Source organism: Rhodococcus sp. NPDC127527 (assembly GCF_042672245.1).
In the GTDB taxonomy this organism is placed as follows: Bacteria; Actinomycetota; Actinomycetes; order Mycobacteriales; family Mycobacteriaceae; genus Rhodococcus_G.
This window is the reverse complement of the sequence record NZ_JBHXVP010000002.1, coordinates 309,443-325,508: the sequence shown is the minus strand read 5'-3', so window position 1 is coordinate 325,508 and position 16,066 is coordinate 309,443. Positions and strand designations below refer to the sequence as shown.

Genomic DNA, 16,066 nt, shown 5'->3' with positions numbered 1-16,066 from the left:
CCGAACCCGCAACCCGTGGGTGCGGTCGTGGCACTGTCGGACCATGACACCGGTCGCCGCACTCACCGCCGGGCCACGGCTCGACCCCCGGATTCCGGTACTGGTCCGGCCCAGCGGGACACTGCAACTGGGCTGGGACCCCGAACGCGCACTGCTGCTGCGTCCGCCGCACGGGGTGACCGCGTCCGCGCTGGCCACGCTGCTGCGCCGGCTCGACGGCCGGCACGACCGCGCGGACGTCGTCTGGCAGGCCACCGTGCTCGGTATCGACACCGCCGACATCGCACAGATCCTCGCCGAACTCGACGAGGCCGCGATCCTGATATCCGGCGTGCGCGCGGCCGCGGTGCGGTCGGTGCACCTGCACGGCCGCGGACCGCTCTCGGACGGAATCGCCGACGCGCTCGCCGACGGCCGAATCCGGTTGTCCCGCAGCGTGCCCGGTGGCGTCGGCGACCGGCCGCGGCTGCCGGCCGCCGACTGCGTGGTGCTCGCCGACGATCTCGTACCCGACCCGCGGATGGTGGCCGACCTGGTCGCCGAGGGGACCGCGCACCTTCAGGTCCGGTTGCGCGACGGCCGCGGCGTGGTCGGCCCGCTGGTCCTCCCGGGACGCACCAGTTGCCTGCGCTGTGCCGACCTCACCCGGACCGACCTCGACGGCGAATGGCCGCACCTGGCCGCCCAACTGCTCGGCGCGGTCGGGCACGCGGGCCCGGAGACCGTCCTCGCGACCACCGGTCTGGTGCTGGCCGAACTGGACGCGCTCGTGCGCGGCGACCCCTCGCGCGCCCCCGCGACCCTGGACACCACCCTCGAACTCGATCTCGGCTCGCCACGACTGCTGCGGCGGAGATGGCGGCCGCACCCGCGTTGCGGCTGCGGCGGGCACAGCGCGGGTATAGGCGAATCTCAGGATCGTCAGCAATGATGGGGGTCGTGCCTGACATCCCTCGCCGTAGCTCCGCCCGCACCGCCAAGCTCGCGAGCATTCCGCTGGGGATTGCCGGGCGGGCGGCCGTCGGATTCGGCCGCAAGCTCGCGGGCGGCGACCGCGACGAGATCGACGCGAGACTGACCCAGCAGGCCGCCGAGCAGCTGTTCACCGTGCTCGGCGAGCTCAAGGGCGGCGCGATGAAGCTCGGGCAGGCGCTGAGCGTGATGGAGGCCGCGGTCCCGGAGGAGTTCGCCGAGCCCTACCGGAACGCGTTGACGAAACTGCAGGCGGAGGCCCCGCCGCTGCCTGCCCGGAAGGTGCATCGCGTCCTCGACGAGCAACTCGGGACGCGGTGGCGGGAACGTTTCAGCAGCTTCGACGACGCGCCGACTGCTTCCGCGAGCATCGGTCAGGTGCACCGGGCGGTGTGGTCGGACGGCCGCGACGTCGCGGTGAAGGTGCAGTACCCCGGGGCGGACGAGGCGCTGCGCGCGGACCTCAAGACACTCTCGCGGCTCGCCGGACTCTTCAACTCGGTGATGCCGGGCGCGGATGTCAAGCCCGTCCTCGACGAACTGAGCGCACGCACCGAGGACGAGTTGGACTACCGCATCGAGGCGAACAACCAGCGGGCCTTCGCCGCCGCCTTCGACGGCGACCCGAAGTTCGCCATCCCGCACGTGATCGCGAGTGCCCCGAAGGTGGTGATCACCGAGTGGATGTCCGCGACCCCGCTGTCGTCGATCATCGTCGACGGCATCGTGGACCAGCGCAACAACGCCGGCGCGCTGCTCGCCGAGTTCCACTTCGCCTCCCCCGCGCGAGTCGGCCTGCTGCACAGCGACCCACACCCCGGAAACTTCATGATGCTCGCCGACGGCAGGCTCGGGGTGCTCGACTACGGCGCCTGCGCACCGATGCCCGGCGGGCTGCCTCCGGTGCTCGGCCGAATGGTCCGGCTCGCGCTCGAGGAACGCTTCGAGGAACTGACGGAGCTGTTGCGCGCCAACGGTTTCGTGCTGCCGGGCAGAAAGGTGACCGATGACGAGATCGCGAACTATCTGCGCCCGTTCACCGATCCCATCCACACCGAGTCGTTCCACTTCACGCGGACGTGGCTGCAGCGCGCGGCGGGCACGGCCACGGACTTCTCGTCGGCCCACTTCCGCACCGCCCGCGCGCTGAACCTGCCCGCCGAGTACGTGATGATCTTCCGGGTGCTGCTCGGCTCGGTGGGCATCTGCGCGCAGCTGGACGCCGAGGCCCCCTACATGGGGATCCTGACGCAATGGCTGCCCGGTTTCACCGAGGACGTGCGGCGGGCCGAGTAGGGCAGGTCGGCCCGCACCCGAGGACGACCTACACTGGGCGACCGTGCGGATCGCGACCTTCAACGTCAACGGCATTCGAGCGGCGCAGCGACGGGGATTCGAGCAGTGGCTGCGCGAGCGCGATCCGGACGTGGTGGCACTGCAGGAGGTGCGGGCCCGGGCATCCGCCATTCCCCCCGGAGTGTTCGGTCCCCTGCACCTCGCCTACGACGAGGGCGTGCACGCCGGCCGCAACGGCGTCGCAATCCTGACGAGGCACGCTCCCGACGCGGTGCGGACGTGGAGCGGCACCGCGTTGCTGCGGTCCCCCAGCGAAGTGCACACCGCCACAGCCGATCTCGACCCGGTGCCGCTGGCCCGGGGGCTGCGCGAGTTCGCCACCCAGGGCCGGTACGTCGAGGTGGACCTCGCCGACGCACCGATCACCGTCGCGTCGCTGTACCTGCCGAAGGGCGGCCTGCCCGCGCACCTGCAGAAGCCGGGGCGAATGCGGGAGGCACCGGACGGCGGCGCCCGCTACGAGCGCAAGATGCGCTTCCTCGACGCGTTCGCGCGTCAGCTGACGCGCTCACGCCTCGATGCCCGGGCACGCGGCCGGGAGCTGCTGCTCATGGGCGACCTGAACATCGCACACAGCCGGCACGACGTGCGGAACTGGCGGCGCAGCAACCAGGTCGAGGGCTTCCTCCCCGAGGAACGCGAATGGTTCGACTCGATCCTGTCGCCGCGCACGCTCGTCGACGTCGTCCGTGCCCAGCATCCGGACACCGACGGGCCCTACAGCTGGTGGTCGTGGCTGGGCCAGTCGTTCGAGGGCGACGTCGGCTGGCGCATCGACTACCACCTCGCGACGCCCGGGCTCGCCCGGACGGCCGTCGCCGCGGGCACCGACCGCGAGCCGGCGGCGGACCGGCGGCTGAGCGATCATGCCCCCGTGGTCGTCGACTACGCCCTCTGAGCCCGCACGGCTCACGCGCAGACGGCCACCTTCCGGGGCCGCCCACGGGGGCGCTTGCGGGCGATGACGACGCCCTGGTCGAGGATCTCCCCGCCCCACACCCCCCACGGCTCGGCGCGGTCGAGCGCGGCGCTCAGGCAGCGGGCGCGGATCGGGCACTGCCCGCACAGGGACTTCGCCTGCTCCAGCTCGGCAGGAGTCTCCCCGAACCAGAGGTCGGGGTTGTCGGCTCGGCACGGCAGCTCGCGTCGCACGGCGCCGATCACCGTCGGCTCGCTCGTGGCGGCCCGGGAATCGTCTCGGCAGGTGACGGTTGGCACGTCATGCTCCTTAGGCTTCTTCGGTGGTGTCAGGTCGTGGTGCGAACCTGTAGCCGGGCCTGGAGCTGGTGCTCGAAACAAAGAAGGCCACGGTCCGCTGGTGCGTCCGTGGCCGAGAGGAAGGAGTGATTCCTACCGAGTGGTGACTCGGCGTCTACTCCTGGGCACGGACGAGAGGGCTGCTGCGCGCGATGCGGGTGCTTCGCCGACTGCATATGCGCGATGGCGAGCGAGGCGCTCGGGCGCCGCCAACCACGCTGCCGCGGGCAGGTGAGCGGCGGGAGCGATACGAGCGGTCACTGCGACGCCTTGCGCGCTGCCGTTCCAATCGATCATGGCCAATCACCTCCCTCTCGTTCGTGTGGACTGTCGTTCCTTGCTGTGTCCAACTGCGGCAGGCCGGAGCTCACCGCGTCGGGAACCAGGGTATGCGGTCTCCTGCAAACCGCACAACCTATTTTTGACCTGCGGTTATACGTCCTCCACCAGGGACGCCTGCGCGGTGGCGACCGGATCGTCGCCGCGAACCACCGCCAGCACGTCGGCGCCGAACCGCTCGAGTTTCTTCGCCCCGATCCCCGGGATGGTCACCAGCGCGCGGTCGTCGCGCGGCTGCTGCTCGGCGATCGCGGTCAGCGTGGTGTCGCTGAACACCACGTACGCCGGGACCTTCAGTTCCTTCGACTTCGCCGATCGCCAGGCCTTGAGAGCGTCGAACAGCGCAGCGTCGAGGTTCGACGGGCAGGACTCGCAGCGCCCGAGCATCGTCGCCGCGGTGCCGAGCAGCTGCTTACCGCACACCCGGCAGCGCGGCCGCTTCTTCTGCGGTGCGGGCGCGGCGATCCGGGACGCGGGCGAGTCCTCGGGGATGAGCCCGTGCAGGAAGCGGGATCGCCGGCGCGACTTGCGGCCGCCCTCGTTGCGAGCCAGCGCCCACGACACCTGTAGGTGCTCGCGGGCTCGGGTGACGCCGACATACAGCAGCCGCCGCTCCTCCTCGATCCCCGCCTCGTCGGGCGCGGACTTGCTGTCGCCGAGCACGTGGGCGATCGGCAGCGTGCCGTCGGTGACCCCGACCAGGAACACCGCGTCCCACTCGAGCCCCTTCGCCGCATGCAGGGAGGCGAGGGTCACGCCTTGAACGGTGGGTGGGTGCCGGGCCTCCGCTCGCGCGGCGAGGTCGCGCAGCAGCCCGGCCAGGTCGAGATCCGGCTCGTGGGTGAGCAACTCCTCGGTCAAGGCCACCAACGCACCGAGGGAGGCCCACCGTTCCCGCGCCTGCGCGCCGGCCGGCTCGGCGTCCGTGAGCCCGAGCGGGACCAGGACCGCACGCACCAGCGTCACCAGCGCGTCACCCCGGTCCGCACCCTCGGGCAGGTCGTCGCGCGACGCAGCCTGCCGCAGGGCGCCGACCGCCTGCCGCACCTCGGGCCGGGTGAAGAAGCCCTCCCCGCCGCGGACCTGGAAGGGGATGTCGAGTTCGGTGAGCGCCTGCTCGTGCACCTCGGACTGCGCGTTGATCCGGTACAGGACGGCGATCTCCGCGGCCGGCGTGCCGTTTGCGATGAGCTTCTGGATCGACTTCGCGACCGCCGCGGCCTCGGCCGGCTCGTCGTCGAACTCCGCGAACTCCGGCTCCGGCCCGGGGGGCCGCTGGCCGATCAGCTGCAGCCGGGTACCGGCGATCCGGCCGCGGGCGGCGCCGATCACCCGGTTGGCGAGCGAGACGACCTCCGGGGTGGAGCGGTAGTCGCGTTCGAGCCGGACGACCGTCGCATCGGGGAACCGACGCGAGAAGTCCAGCAGGTAGCGCGGGGTGGCACCGGTGAACGAGTAGATGGTCTGGTTCGCGTCGCCGACGACGGTGAGGTCGTCGCGTTCGCCGAGCCAGGCGTCGAGCACCCGCTGCTGCAGCGGCGTGACGTCCTGGTACTCGTCGACCACGAAGCAGCGGTAGCGGTCCCGGAACTCCTCGGCGACGGCCGCGTGATCCTCGAGCGCGGCCGCCGTGTGCAGCAGCAGGTCGTCGAAGTCGAGCAGCATGCCCTCGCCGCGGACCTTGAGCGCCTCGTACGCGGCGTACACGTCGGCCACCTTGCCCGCGTCCGCAGGCGGTTCGCGCCGCGACCTGGCCGCCGCCGCCGGGTAGTCCTCCGGCGCGATGAGAGACGCCTTCGACCACTCGATCTCACCCGCCAGGTCCCGCACGCTCTCGGTGCTGGTGGACAGGCCGACCCGGTTCGCCGCCTGCGCGACGATCGCGAACTTGCGATCCAGCAGGTCCCACTGGGTGTCGCCGACGACCTGCGGCCAGAAGTAGCGCAGCTGCCGCAGCGCCGCGGCGTGGAACGTGCGGGCCTGCACCTGGCTCGCACCCTCACCGATGCCGAGCGTGCGCAGCCGAGCCCGCATCTCCCCCGCGGCGCGCGCGGTGAAGGTGACCGCGAGCACCTGTCCGGCCGAGACGTGCCCGCCCGCGACGAGGTGCGCGATGCGGCGGGTGATGGTGCGGGTCTTGCCCGTGCCCGCGCCGGCCAGCACGCACACCGGCCCCCGCGGTGCGAGCACGGCTGCCGACTGCTGCGGGTCGAGTCCTGTGGCGTCGGCTGACATGGCACCCATCATCTCAGGGACCACCGACAGGGCGGGCGCCGCGTCCGCCCGGAACAATTCACGCGGGTCGTGATGTTGTACGCGCCGTGACCGTTACTGACACCGACACCGCCCTGACCATCTACTCGACCACCTGGTGCGGGTACTGCCGCCGACTCAAGAAGCAGCTCGACGAGTCCGGCATCAGCTACGTCGAGATCGACATCGAGGACGATCCCGCCTCCGCCGAGTTCGTCGGCAGCGTGAACGGCGGCAATCACGTCGTCCCGACCGTCAAGTTCGCCGACGGCAGCACGGCCACCAACCCGACCCTCGTCGATGTGAAGAAGGCGCTCGGCCTCTAAGCCTCCAGCTACTTGGCCCACGCCTCGAGCATGCCTCGGGCGATGGACACGGACCCCGGCACCAACAGTCGGGCGTCCGTGGCCGAGGCCCAGTCCCCCGCCTCGAGGGCCGCGCGTACCTCGGCCCGGCCGAACCAGTGCGCCTCCGCGATCTCGCCGTCCGCGAACGCCAGCGGGGCGTCCGGGTCGGCGACCGCGGAGAACCCGATCATCACCGACCGCGGGAACGGCCAGGGCTGGCTGCCGAGGTAGCGGATGTCGCGGACCGCGAGACCCACCTCCTCGCCGATCTCCCGCGCCACGCACGTCTCGAGCGACTCGCCCGCCTCCACGAACCCGGCGAGGACGGAGAACCGGCGCTCCGGCCAGTTCCCGTTCCGTGCCAACAGCACCCGGTCGGCACCGTCGTGCACCAGGCAGATCACCGCCGGGTCGGTTCGAGGGAACTCCTCCTGGCCGGTGCTGGTGCTGTGCCGCGACCAGCCCGAGATGGTCGGGATCGTCGGCGCCCCGTCGACGGGGCTGTAACCGGCGGCGTCGTGCCAGTTCAGTACGGCGATCGCGGTGGTGAGCAGCCCGGCGCTGGAGTCGTCGAGGCTGTCGCCCACGAAGCGCAGATCGCCGAGGTCGCCGGTCAGCGCAGGCACCCGCACGCCCCACAGGTGTCGCCCGTCGAGCCTGCCGAGGAAGACTGCGCCCGGTATGGGTTCCGGGCCGAGGACGGTGGCGGGCTCCAGCACCAGCTCTCTGCCGTCGAGGCGTGCCTGCCCCCGGTGGTTGACGCGCAGCAGTTGTGCATCGGCCCAGCCCGCGCGCAGTGCGTCGGTGTCCGAGCGCAGTTCCTCGGCACGGTCCAGTGCCGATCGCGACAGCAGCGGCACCTCGGTCATCTCAAAGTCGGCCACGGCGCCAACCTTATTCGTCGCCCCGTGTCGGCTCGCACGCTAGTGCTGGGCACTAGTGCCCGACCCTGCGGATGTAGAGCAGGCGATCGGTCTCCTCCACCGCGTCGACCTCGGGTGAACCCACCCGCACGAGCCTTCCGTCGCGGACGACCCCGAGCACGATGTCGGACAGGTGCCGCGGCGACCCGCCTATCTCGTCGCGTTCGACCTCGCGCTCGGCAATGGCGAAACCGGCTTCCGGGGTGAGCAGGTCTTCGATCATCTCGACGACGGTGGGGGTGGTGCGGGCGATGCCGAGCAACCGGCCGGCGGTCTCCGACGAAACCACGACCGAGTCGGCACCAGACTGGCTCAACAGGTGTGCGTTGTCGGTTTCGCGGATCGCGGCGACGATCTTCGCCTCGGGGCCGACCTCGCGGGCGGTGAGGGTGACCAGGACCGCGGTGTCGTCGCGGTTGGTGGCGACGATGACCGACGCCGCGTTCTGGACACCCGCGAGGCGCAGCACGTCGGACTTGGTCGCCGACCCGCACACCGTCACGAGGCCGAGTGCGTTGGCCGAGTCGAGCACCGCCTGATCGGTGTCGACGACGACGATCTCGGACGGCTTGATGCCGTCGCCGAGCATCGCGTCGACCGCGGTCCTGCCCTTCGTGCCGTATCCGACGACGACGGTGTGATTGCGCACGGCGTGCCTCCAACGCTGGATCTTGAATGCCTGGCGCGATCGCTCGGTGAGCGCAGCCATGGTGGTGCTAATGAGGATGATGAGGAAGAGCACCCGCAACGGCGTGATCACGACGACGTTGATCAGTCGGGCGCTCGGGCTGAGCGGGGTGACGTCGCCGTAGCCGGTGGTCGAGAGCGAGACGGTCGCGTAGTAGAGGCAGTCCAGGAACGACAGCTCGTTCTCCTGTGCGTCCTTGTACCCGCCCCGATCGAGGTAGACGACGAGCACCGCGAGCATCAGAACCGCGACGGCCATCATCACGCGCCGAAAGATCAGCTGAAACGGGCTGCGGACCAGCTCGGGGATCCGAAGCACACCGACGAGGGCGTAGTCGGGCCGTTCGGTCAACAGCTCCGGATCGCGTAGGCGCGCACGCAATTTACCGGCCATGAGGGTGTTTCCCGTTCGCAGACATCGGCTGGCAGCCTATCCGAGGCCCGGACGCCGGGGGTGGGGACGGATCACCGCCGGCGCGAGCCTACGAAATCGAGTGCCTCCTGGCCGAGCGAGAACCACACGTGGTCGTCGTCGGTGTCGACCCCGAGCCATTCCTTCATCGGGACCCCCTTGCCCGCGTCGTAGGGCACCCCCACGCCCTCCTCGATCAGCGACCGGACCCGCTCCCGGGGCAGTTTCACCACCAGGCGCCCGTGAGCGAGCATCGCGAAGATCGACCCGTGGACCTTCAGCGCCGAGGAACCGAAGCCGCCCGAGCCGACAGCATCGGGTGCCGCGACGCCGGGTGCCCCCGTGAAATGCTCGACCAGCGCGGAAAAACGCTCCTCCGGGCCCATTCGTCCATTCGACGCCCGCCCGGGTCGCGGCACAACCCCACCTCTGCTCGCGCGCCGGTACCGTCGATCCCATGGCCTCCACACGCAGCACCGGACTGTCCGCCATCCTGCTCGGCGCGGGCACCCTGCATTTCCTCAACCCGAAGCCGTTCGACGCGATCGTGCCGAGGCAACTACCGGGCGACGCGCGGGCCTACACCTACGCCTCGGGCATCGCGGAACTGGTGGTCGGCACCGCGATCGCGGTGCCGCGGACCCGCAGGCTCGGCGGCACCCTGGCGGCCGCTCTGTTCGTCGCGGTGTTCCCGGCGAACGTGCAGATGGCGGCCGACTGGTTGGGCAGGAGCTCGATTCCGTTGCCGCTGAAGGTGCTCGGGGTGGCCCGCCTGCCCCTGCAGATCCCGCTGATCGCGGCGGCGCTGAAGGTCAGGCGCGACGCCGCCTGAGGTCAGGTTCGGTCCGGGGTCTCGACCGCCATCTCGGCGGCACTCGCGCCCGCCGATTCGATCAGGGCGACCAGTTCGTCGGGGTCCGGCAGGTCCGTGGGAGCGATGGTCCGCCCGGTCCGCACGTAGTGGAACGCGGCCCGCACCCGCTCGAGCGCGATCGGCTCCTGCCCTCGCGACACCGCACGTGCCGACATGAGTTCGGCCCAGGCGATCCGGTAGGCGGCCAACTGCATGGCGACGGCGTGTTCGTTGGCGGCACTCGGTTCGGCGCCGGTCTTCCAGTCGATCACCGTCCAGCCGCCGTCCGGGTCTGCGAACACGGCGTCGATCCTGCCGCGAACGACCGTGCCCGCGATGGAGGTCTCGAACGGCACCTCGACCTCGACGGGACTGCGGTGCGCCCACCGCGACCGCAGGAACGCCGCCTGGAGCGCGTCGAGCTCGCCGTCGGCGGCGCCATCGGTGTCGGCGGCGCCGGGCAGCTCGTCCATGTCCAGCAACCGGGTCGCGCCGAACCGTCGCTCGATCCAGGCGTGGAAGGCGGTTCCCCTGCGCGCCAACGGGTTCGGCGGGAAGGGCAGCGGGCGCCGCAACCGCGCCGCGAGTTCGTCCGGCGAGGCCGCGAGGTCGACCAGCTGGCTCACCGACAACTGGGTGGGCAGGGCGACCTCCGCTCGCGCGGCGGCGCGCCGCGCGCGTTCGGCCAGCAGAGCGTCCACGTCCGCCGCCCAGCCCTCCGGATCGTCCTCCTCTGCCGGCTGCCCGCCCTCGGGGGCGCCGATCGCGTCGAGGACGAGTTGCGCGCCACGGTCGACGCCTGCGCGCCGCTCCCCCAACGGATCCTGTGGCCACAGCGCCGTGACCGGCTCCGCGGTCAGCGGGTTCTCCGTGTCCGCCTCGGGCTCGTCCGCCCACTGCTCCACCACCCCGATCGGGCTGCCCTCCGCCACCGCGGCGTCGAGCAGGGCCCGCATCTCGAGCAGGAACTCGGAGGGCCCCTTGGGCTTGGTACCCGACTCGGACCACTGGTGGCCGGAGACGTACAGCGCGCGCTCGGTGCGGGTGAGCGCGACGTAGAACAGGCGCCGGTCCTCGTCGAGTTTGCGCCGCGTCAACGCGTCCTTGTGGGCGGCCAGCGCGTCCTCGAGGTCCTTGCGGTCGCAGACGTCCTCGAGGTCGAGAACGGGCACGCCGTCTGCGCCGTCCCCCTCGTGCGCGCGGTCCCCACGCAGGGCAGGCGGCAGTTCGGCCACCGCTCCGAGCCAGCTGCCCGAGGCCGTGGTCGAGGGGAACACCCCGTCCACCACGTGGGGCACCGCGACGACCTCCCATTCGAGGCCCTTGGCCGAGTGCACCGTCAGCACCTGCACGCGGTCCTTGGCGACCTCGACCTCCCCGGGTGCGAGCCCCTTCTCGACGGTTTCCGCCGCGGACAGGAAGGCGAGCAGTCCGGTCAGCGTCGCGGACGGGTTGCGGGCGTACGCGGCGACGGCGTCGGCGAACGCATCGAGGTGTTCGCGGCCGGCGCCGCCGTCCGGCGACCAGGGCAGCCGCGCCTGCGCCTCGATGCCGATGCCGAGCACCCGCTCGACCTCGGCGACCAACTCGGTCAAGGGCTGGCCGATCCGCTCGCGCAGCGAGGTCAACTCCGCGGCGAGCGCTCCGATGCGGGCGTAACCGAGCGTCGAATAGCGTTGCGGTCGACCGGGATCCGCGATGGCATCCGCGAGACCCGCCAGCTCGGCGTGCTCGCCGGGCAGGGCCGCCTCGAGCGCCTGGTCCAGGCTGGCGGCATCGGCGACCGCGCCCGGCGTGCCCCGGGTGGCGCCGATCGCCAGCTCACGTGCTCGTCGCCACAGCGCGGCGATATCGGACACTCCGAGCTGCCAGCGTGCGCCGGTGAGCACCCGCATGGCCGCACTGCCGGCGAGCGGGTCCGCCACCAGACGCAGCATCGCGATGACGTCGGCGACCTCCGGAATGTGCAGCAGCCCTCCGAGACCGACCACCTCGACGGGCAGGCCGCGTCGGCGCAGTGCAGCCGCGACGGGCGCCGCGTCGGCGTTGCGGCGGATCAGGACCGCGGCGGTCGGCGGAGCCTCGCCGCGTTCACGTGCCGAGGCGTAGTCGGCGGCGATCCGCTGCGCGACCCAGTCCCGTTCGCTCTCCACGTCCTCCGCGAGGGCGAGCCTGACGTCACCGGGCTCGGCACCCGGCTTGGGTCGCAGCTCCTGCACCGGCACGCCCCGCTCGCGCAACGACGCGGAGGCCGCGTTCGCGAGGGTCAACGCCTCCGCCGGGTTGCGCCAGCTGGTGAGCAGTTCGAGGCGCGGTGCGGGCCGCCCGTCCGGCAGTGGAAAGTCGGTCGCGAAGCGCGGCAGGTTGGCGGCCGAGGCGCCCCGCCAGCCGTAGATGGACTGCATCGGATCGCCCACCGCGGTCAGCGCCAGGCCACCGTCCTCACCGCCGCCGAACAGCGACGACAGCAGTACCCGCTGGGCGTGCCCGGTGTCCTGGTACTCGTCGAGCAGCACCACCCGGAACCGCGACCGCTCCGACCGCCCGACCTCGGGATGCTCGGCGGCCACCCGCGCGGACAGCGACATCTGGCTGCCGAAGTCGAGCGCACCCTCGCGCCGCAGCGCCTCGGAGACCCGCTGTACCAGTGGCAGCAGCGCGATCCGTTCGTGCTGGGTGTCGAGGATGTCGAGCAGATCCTTCTTCGGGCCGCCGCGCTGGCGCGGACCCGCGGGCAGGGTGTGGACCAGCTTGTCGAGCTCGGTGTGCGCCTCGCGCAGGTCCTCCGGTTCGACGAGGTGCTCGGCGAGCTGGCCGGACAGCGCGAGCACCGCCTCGGTCAGCGAGGTGGGGTTGCGGTCGGTGTCGAGGTCCCCGTCCCAGGAGCTGACCACGCGATACGCCAGCTGCCACAGGGCGGTCTCGGAGAGCAGTTCCGCGGACGGTTCCATCGGCAGCAGCAGACCGTGCTCGGTGAGCAGCCGACCGGCGTAGGAGTGGTAGGTGCTGACCTCGGGCTCACCCGAGAGGATGCGGCCCCGCAGTTGCCCGCTCGGGTCGATCGATCGCAGCAACGGCGAACCCGCCAGGCGGGCAAGACGTTGCCTGATCCGGCTGGTGAGCTGCTGGGCGGCCTTGCGGGTGAAGGTGAGCCCGAGCACCTGCTCCGGGTCGACCAGACCGTTCGCGACCAGCCACACCACGCGGGCGGCCATCGTCTCGGTCTTGCCCGCGCCCGCACCCGCCACCACCAGGGTCGGCCCGAGCGTGGCGGCGATCACCGCTTCCTGCTCGTCGGTCGGCGGGAACTGGCCCAGCGCGGCGGCGAGCTCCGCCGGCGTGACCCGCACCTGTCGCGGCGTCATCGGCCGGTCACCTGCCGTCCCGTCTCCTGAGCCGGGCAGCTCGACGACACCGGGCAGTGCCGACAGCCGTCGTTCGGCTTCGCCACGAACTGCGGCCCACGCGTCGCCGCTGCGGCCGCGTGCACCGCGTCCAGCCACTGCTCCTCCGACTCCTCGGTCAGGGGCGCCTGCATCCGCTGAGTCGCGCCCTCCTTGCGACTCGGCTTGGCCACGAACACGAGCCGAGCGCCGCCCGACTTCGCCGGGGGTTCGCCCTCGATCGCACCCGCGAGCGCGGCGACCTGGTACGTCGCCAGCTGGGCGTGCTGCTCGGCGGCCTCCTTGCTCACCGGCGTGCGTGCCGTCTTGACGTCCACGATCACCGGCCGCCCGTCCTGGTCACGTTCGAGCCGGTCGATGCGACCGCGAAGCCGGACGGCGGGTTCGCCGGGTGCGCGCGGCTCGAGCACCCCGTCCACCGCGACCTCGACGCCGACCTCGGTGAGCTCACCGCGCGTGCGGCTCAGCCACTCGGAGAACGAGTCGATCATCTGCGCGGTGCGGTCCATCTCGCGACGCGAGTACCACTGCGACCCGAGGTCGACCGCGTCCCAGGCGGTGGCCAGCGCCAGCCGGACCTGGTCGGGCGGCATCTTGCCGGCGACGGCCTGCACCAGGGTGTGCACCAGGGTGCCCGTCACTGCGTGGCTGTTCTCCCCGTCGGTGCCGCCGTGCCGTTCCAGCGCCCAGCGCAGCGGGCACGCCTCGAGCTGCTCGATCGTCGACGGCGAGAGCGGAACCGGGCCGTCCTCGAGTTCCCAGAGCGGCGCCGCCGAACTCCCACCGCCGACGCCGTACCAGTGTTCGGGGTGCGCGCCGCGCACCCCGGCGCGGGCCAGCCTGGCGAGTTGCTTCGCGGCCCGTGCCTGCGCGGCGGGATCGGTCTCGGCCAGCTCGGGATCGCACACGGCCCTGCGCAACTCGGCGATCAGCGACGGCAGCGCGAGCACCCGACTCGGCAACGTGGGTTCCAGCCACGAGTCCGGATCCTCGGGTCCACCGTCGACGTCGCCGCGACCGAGCAGTTCGTCGACGAACCGCGACTGCACCAGGTCGGCGTCGCCCGCGGCCGAGCGCACCGCCGTGACGAGCAGGGTGCGGCGGGCCCGACTGCAGGCGAGCAGGAACAGTCGCCGCTCCTCGGCGAGCAGCGGCGCCGTGCGCGAGAGGGTCGCCTCGCCACCCGGCGAGGGGTCGCCGACCCCGGCGGTGAGGTCCACGAGCGCCTCGGTCCCGAGCAGGGTCCCGCGGGCTCGCAGTCCCGGCCACATGCCCTCCTGCACGCCGGCGACGACCACGACATCCCACTCGCGACCCGCCGCGGAGTGCGCGCTGAGCACCGCGACCGCCTCGCCGGGTACCGCGGCGGCCGACCGCGGATCGCTCGGGATCTCCTGGTCGGCAAGATATTCCACGAATCCGGCGAGCGTGGAGCGCGGGAGTCGGTCGACGTAGTTCGCCGCCGCGTCGAACAGCGCGACCACGGCGTCGAGGTCTCGGTCGGCCTGCGCCGCGATCGGTCCGCCGCGCGCGGAGGCCGCGGCCCACCGCTTCTCCAACCCGGTCGCCTGCCAGCAGGCCCACAGGACGTTCTCCACCCCGCGGCCGCCGTGGTGCGCCTTCCTCGCCCTGGCGAGGATGGTGAGCACCCGCCGCAGGGCGGCGAACTCGCCTTCGGTGAGCTTTCCGACCAGGTCCTGGTGCGACTGTTCACCCTCGACGATGAGCACACGAAGCAGTTCCGCCGAGTCGCGCTCACCGCCCGCCGCGAGTTCGACCCGGCGCAGGCCGCGCCGGAGCCGGCGCAGCGTGACCGGGTCCGCCCCGCCCACCGGGCCGGACACCAGCGCGAGGGCGTCCTCGCCGGTGAAGGTTCCACCCGCGACCGCGCGGAGCACGAGCAGCAGGCTGGCCACCGCGTGCTGGCGGGCGAGGGGCAGTTCGGAGGACCCGGTGGTGACGGGCACGCCGGCGGACAGCAGCGCCCGGCGCAGCGGGGCCAGCGCCCGCGGGACCGACCGCACGATCACCGCCATCCGGGACCACGGCACGCCGTCGCGCAGGTGCGCTCGGCGCAGGGTGTCGGCGATGAGAGCGGATTCCTTGCCCGCGGTGCCGAGCACCGCCACCTGGGCCTCGCCCTCCGCACCGGGACCCACCGCCGCGCCGCGATGCGGTGGCAGTCCCGGCAGGCGTGCCGCGATCGCACCGGTGAGCTCAGCGATCCGCGCGGTGTTGCGGAAGTTGGTGTCCAGCACGACCTGCCGATCGGACCCCGGCTCGGCCAGGTCCGTCAGGAACCGCGAGTCCGCCCCGCGGAACCCGAACACGGACTGGTCGGGGTCGCCCGCGACCACCGCCAGGTCGGCGCCCCGTCCGAGCAGTCGGACCAGCTCGGCGGCCTGTGGGTCGAGGTGCTGGGCATCGTCGACGAACAGGTAGCGCACCCGCGCGCGTTCGCGGGCGAGCAGGTCGGGATCGGTGGCGAAGGCAGCGAGCGCCGCCCCGACCAGCTCCGCCGCGTCGAGTGCAGGCGCGGTCGCTTCGGGCGCCTCCACCCCCACCGCACCGCGCAGCAGCGTCACCTGCTCGTAGCGGATGGCGAACTTCCCGGCCGCGACCCACTCCGGCCGATGGTGCTCGCGACCGAGCTTGACCAGGTCTTCCGGGCCGATCCCGCGTTCGCCCGCACGCAGCATCAGGTCACGCAGTTCGACCGCGAACCCGGCCATCGGCAGCGCCGGCCGTAACCGCTCGGGCCACTGGTGCGCCCCGTCCGCGACGTCTCCCCGCAGCATCTCGCGCAGCACCGCGTCCTGCTCGGCGCCGGTGATCAGGCGCGGCGGCGGGTTAGAGTGTGCGGCCGCCTGCAGGCGCAGCACCGCGAACGCGTAGGAGTGCACGGTACGCACCAGCGGCTCCCGGGTGGCGCGCGACGATCCGGCGCCGAGCAGCCCCGCCGTGATCGACTCTCGGACCGCGGTCGCGGCCTTGCGCGAATGTGTCAGCACCAGAACCGATTCCGGATCGCCGTCCGGTCCGGCGATCCGGGACACCGCGAGGTCGACGAGCAGCGACGTCTTTCCGGTGCCGGGGCCGCCGAGCACCTGCCACGGGCGTCGGGCCGACCGGCCGGTGAGTTCCGCCGCGATCCGCTGGACGTCGGGGCCCCATGTCCGCGGCTCGGCGGGCTCGGCTGGGCGCCGGACCAGGGTTGCGGTCGCCCGCTGCGCCCTGTCCTGTCCCCCCGCGTCGGTCATGGC

12 protein-coding genes are annotated in these 16,066 nt (G+C 72.2%); 5 read left to right on the top strand and 7 right to left on the bottom strand.

Features of this window, described 5'->3' with window-relative positions:
* Positions 1-43: 43 nt before the first annotated feature.
* From ACFVH2_RS04450 to ACFVH2_RS04440, 3 genes are read left to right on the top strand one after another with little or no spacing between them, the layout of a single operon-like run.
* On the top strand, positions 44-931 hold the full coding sequence (locus ACFVH2_RS04450) for a hypothetical protein (RefSeq protein ID WP_378422629.1): 888 nt from the start codon (positions 44-46) through the stop codon (positions 929-931).
* Complete coding sequence (locus ACFVH2_RS04445; protein ID WP_378422627.1) at positions 928-2,268, top strand: ABC1 kinase family protein; 1,341 nt, start codon at positions 928-930, stop codon at positions 2,266-2,268. Before ACFVH2_RS04450 ends, ACFVH2_RS04445 begins: the two co-directional genes overlap by 4 nt.
* Positions 2,269-2,311: 43 nt before the next feature.
* Positions 2,312-3,226 (top strand): exodeoxyribonuclease III, encoded by a 915-nt coding sequence (locus ACFVH2_RS04440; RefSeq protein WP_378422625.1) that lies wholly within the window; start codon positions 2,312-2,314, stop codon positions 3,224-3,226.
* 11 nt (positions 3,227-3,237) lie between these two features.
* Here the strand turns inward: ACFVH2_RS04440 and ACFVH2_RS04435 are convergent, their stop codons facing one another.
* Both ACFVH2_RS04435 and ACFVH2_RS04430 read right to left on the bottom strand, forming a co-directional pair.
* Entirely contained in the window at positions 3,238-3,492 is a 255-nt protein-coding gene (locus ACFVH2_RS04435; RefSeq protein WP_378422676.1) for a WhiB family transcriptional regulator, read from the bottom strand.
* 525 nt (positions 3,493-4,017) lie between these two features.
* Positions 4,018-6,171 carry an ATP-dependent DNA helicase UvrD2 gene (locus ACFVH2_RS04430; protein ID WP_378422623.1) on the bottom strand — a complete coding sequence of 718 codons (2,154 nt, stop codon included), beginning with the start codon at positions 6,169-6,171 and terminating at the stop codon, positions 4,018-4,020.
* Positions 6,172-6,245: 74 nt separating this feature from the next.
* Here ACFVH2_RS04430 and ACFVH2_RS04425 point away from each other — a divergent pair, with 74 nt between their 5' ends.
* A complete protein-coding gene (locus ACFVH2_RS04425; protein ID WP_378422621.1) occupies positions 6,246-6,503 on the top strand; it encodes a mycoredoxin in 258 nt (85 codons plus the stop codon).
* An 8-nt stretch (positions 6,504-6,511) separates the two neighbouring features.
* Here the strand turns inward: ACFVH2_RS04425 and nudC are convergent, their stop codons facing one another.
* From nudC to ACFVH2_RS04410, 3 genes are all read right to left on the bottom strand, one after another.
* Positions 6,512-7,393, bottom strand: coding sequence for an NAD(+) diphosphatase (nudC, locus tag ACFVH2_RS04420; RefSeq protein WP_378422674.1), 882 nt, complete (start codon positions 7,391-7,393; stop codon positions 6,512-6,514).
* 67 nt (positions 7,394-7,460) lie between these two features.
* Complete coding sequence (locus ACFVH2_RS04415; RefSeq protein ID WP_378422619.1) at positions 7,461-8,528, bottom strand: potassium channel family protein; 1,068 nt, start codon at positions 8,526-8,528, stop codon at positions 7,461-7,463.
* Positions 8,529-8,599: 71 nt separating this feature from the next.
* Complete coding sequence (locus ACFVH2_RS04410; protein ID WP_378422617.1) at positions 8,600-8,932, bottom strand: hypothetical protein; 333 nt, start codon at positions 8,930-8,932, stop codon at positions 8,600-8,602.
* A gap of 71 nt (positions 8,933-9,003) precedes the next feature.
* On the opposite strand from ACFVH2_RS04410, the gene ACFVH2_RS04405 reads away from it, so the two are divergent.
* Positions 9,004-9,378, top strand: a complete 375-nt coding sequence (locus tag ACFVH2_RS04405) for a hypothetical protein (RefSeq protein ID WP_378422615.1) — start codon at positions 9,004-9,006, stop codon at positions 9,376-9,378.
* A 2-nt stretch (positions 9,379-9,380) separates the two neighbouring features.
* Here the strand turns inward: ACFVH2_RS04405 and ACFVH2_RS04400 are convergent, their stop codons facing one another.
* Together ACFVH2_RS04400 and ACFVH2_RS04395 are read right to left on the bottom strand one after the other, a co-directional pair.
* Positions 9,381-12,764, bottom strand: a complete 3,384-nt coding sequence (locus tag ACFVH2_RS04400) for an ATP-dependent helicase (protein ID WP_378422613.1) — start codon at positions 12,762-12,764, stop codon at positions 9,381-9,383.
* Entirely contained in the window at positions 12,761-16,063 is a 3,303-nt protein-coding gene (locus ACFVH2_RS04395; protein WP_378422611.1) for an ATP-dependent helicase, read from the bottom strand. Before ACFVH2_RS04395 ends, ACFVH2_RS04400 begins: the two co-directional genes overlap by 4 nt.
* Between the last annotated feature and the right edge of the window lie 3 nt (positions 16,064-16,066).

Bases quoted from the DNA above. Each gene is read 5' to 3' on its own strand.
- ACFVH2_RS04450 (WP_378422629.1), top strand. From the start codon at position 44: ATGACACCGGTCGCCGCACTCACCGCCGGGCCACGGCTCGACCCCCGG.
- ACFVH2_RS04445 (WP_378422627.1), top strand. From the start codon at position 928: ATGATGGGGGTCGTGCCTGACATCCCTCGCCGTAGCTCCGCCCGCACC.
- ACFVH2_RS04430 (WP_378422623.1), bottom strand. From the start codon at position 6,171: ATGATGGGTGCCATGTCAGCCGACGCCACAGGACTCGACCCGCAGCAG.
- nudC (WP_378422674.1), bottom strand. From the start codon at position 7,393: ATGACCGAGGTGCCGCTGCTGTCGCGATCGGCACTGGACCGTGCCGAG.
- ACFVH2_RS04415 (WP_378422619.1), bottom strand. From the start codon at position 8,528: ATGGCCGGTAAATTGCGTGCGCGCCTACGCGATCCGGAGCTGTTGACC.
- ACFVH2_RS04410 (WP_378422617.1), bottom strand. From the start codon at position 8,932: ATGGGCCCGGAGGAGCGTTTTTCCGCGCTGGTCGAGCATTTCACGGGG.
- ACFVH2_RS04405 (WP_378422615.1), top strand. From the start codon at position 9,004: ATGGCCTCCACACGCAGCACCGGACTGTCCGCCATCCTGCTCGGCGCG.
- ACFVH2_RS04400 (WP_378422613.1), bottom strand. From the start codon at position 12,764: ATGACGCCGCGACAGGTGCGGGTCACGCCGGCGGAGCTCGCCGCCGCG.
- ACFVH2_RS04395 (WP_378422611.1), bottom strand. From the start codon at position 16,063: ATGACCGACGCGGGGGGACAGGACAGGGCGCAGCGGGCGACCGCAACC.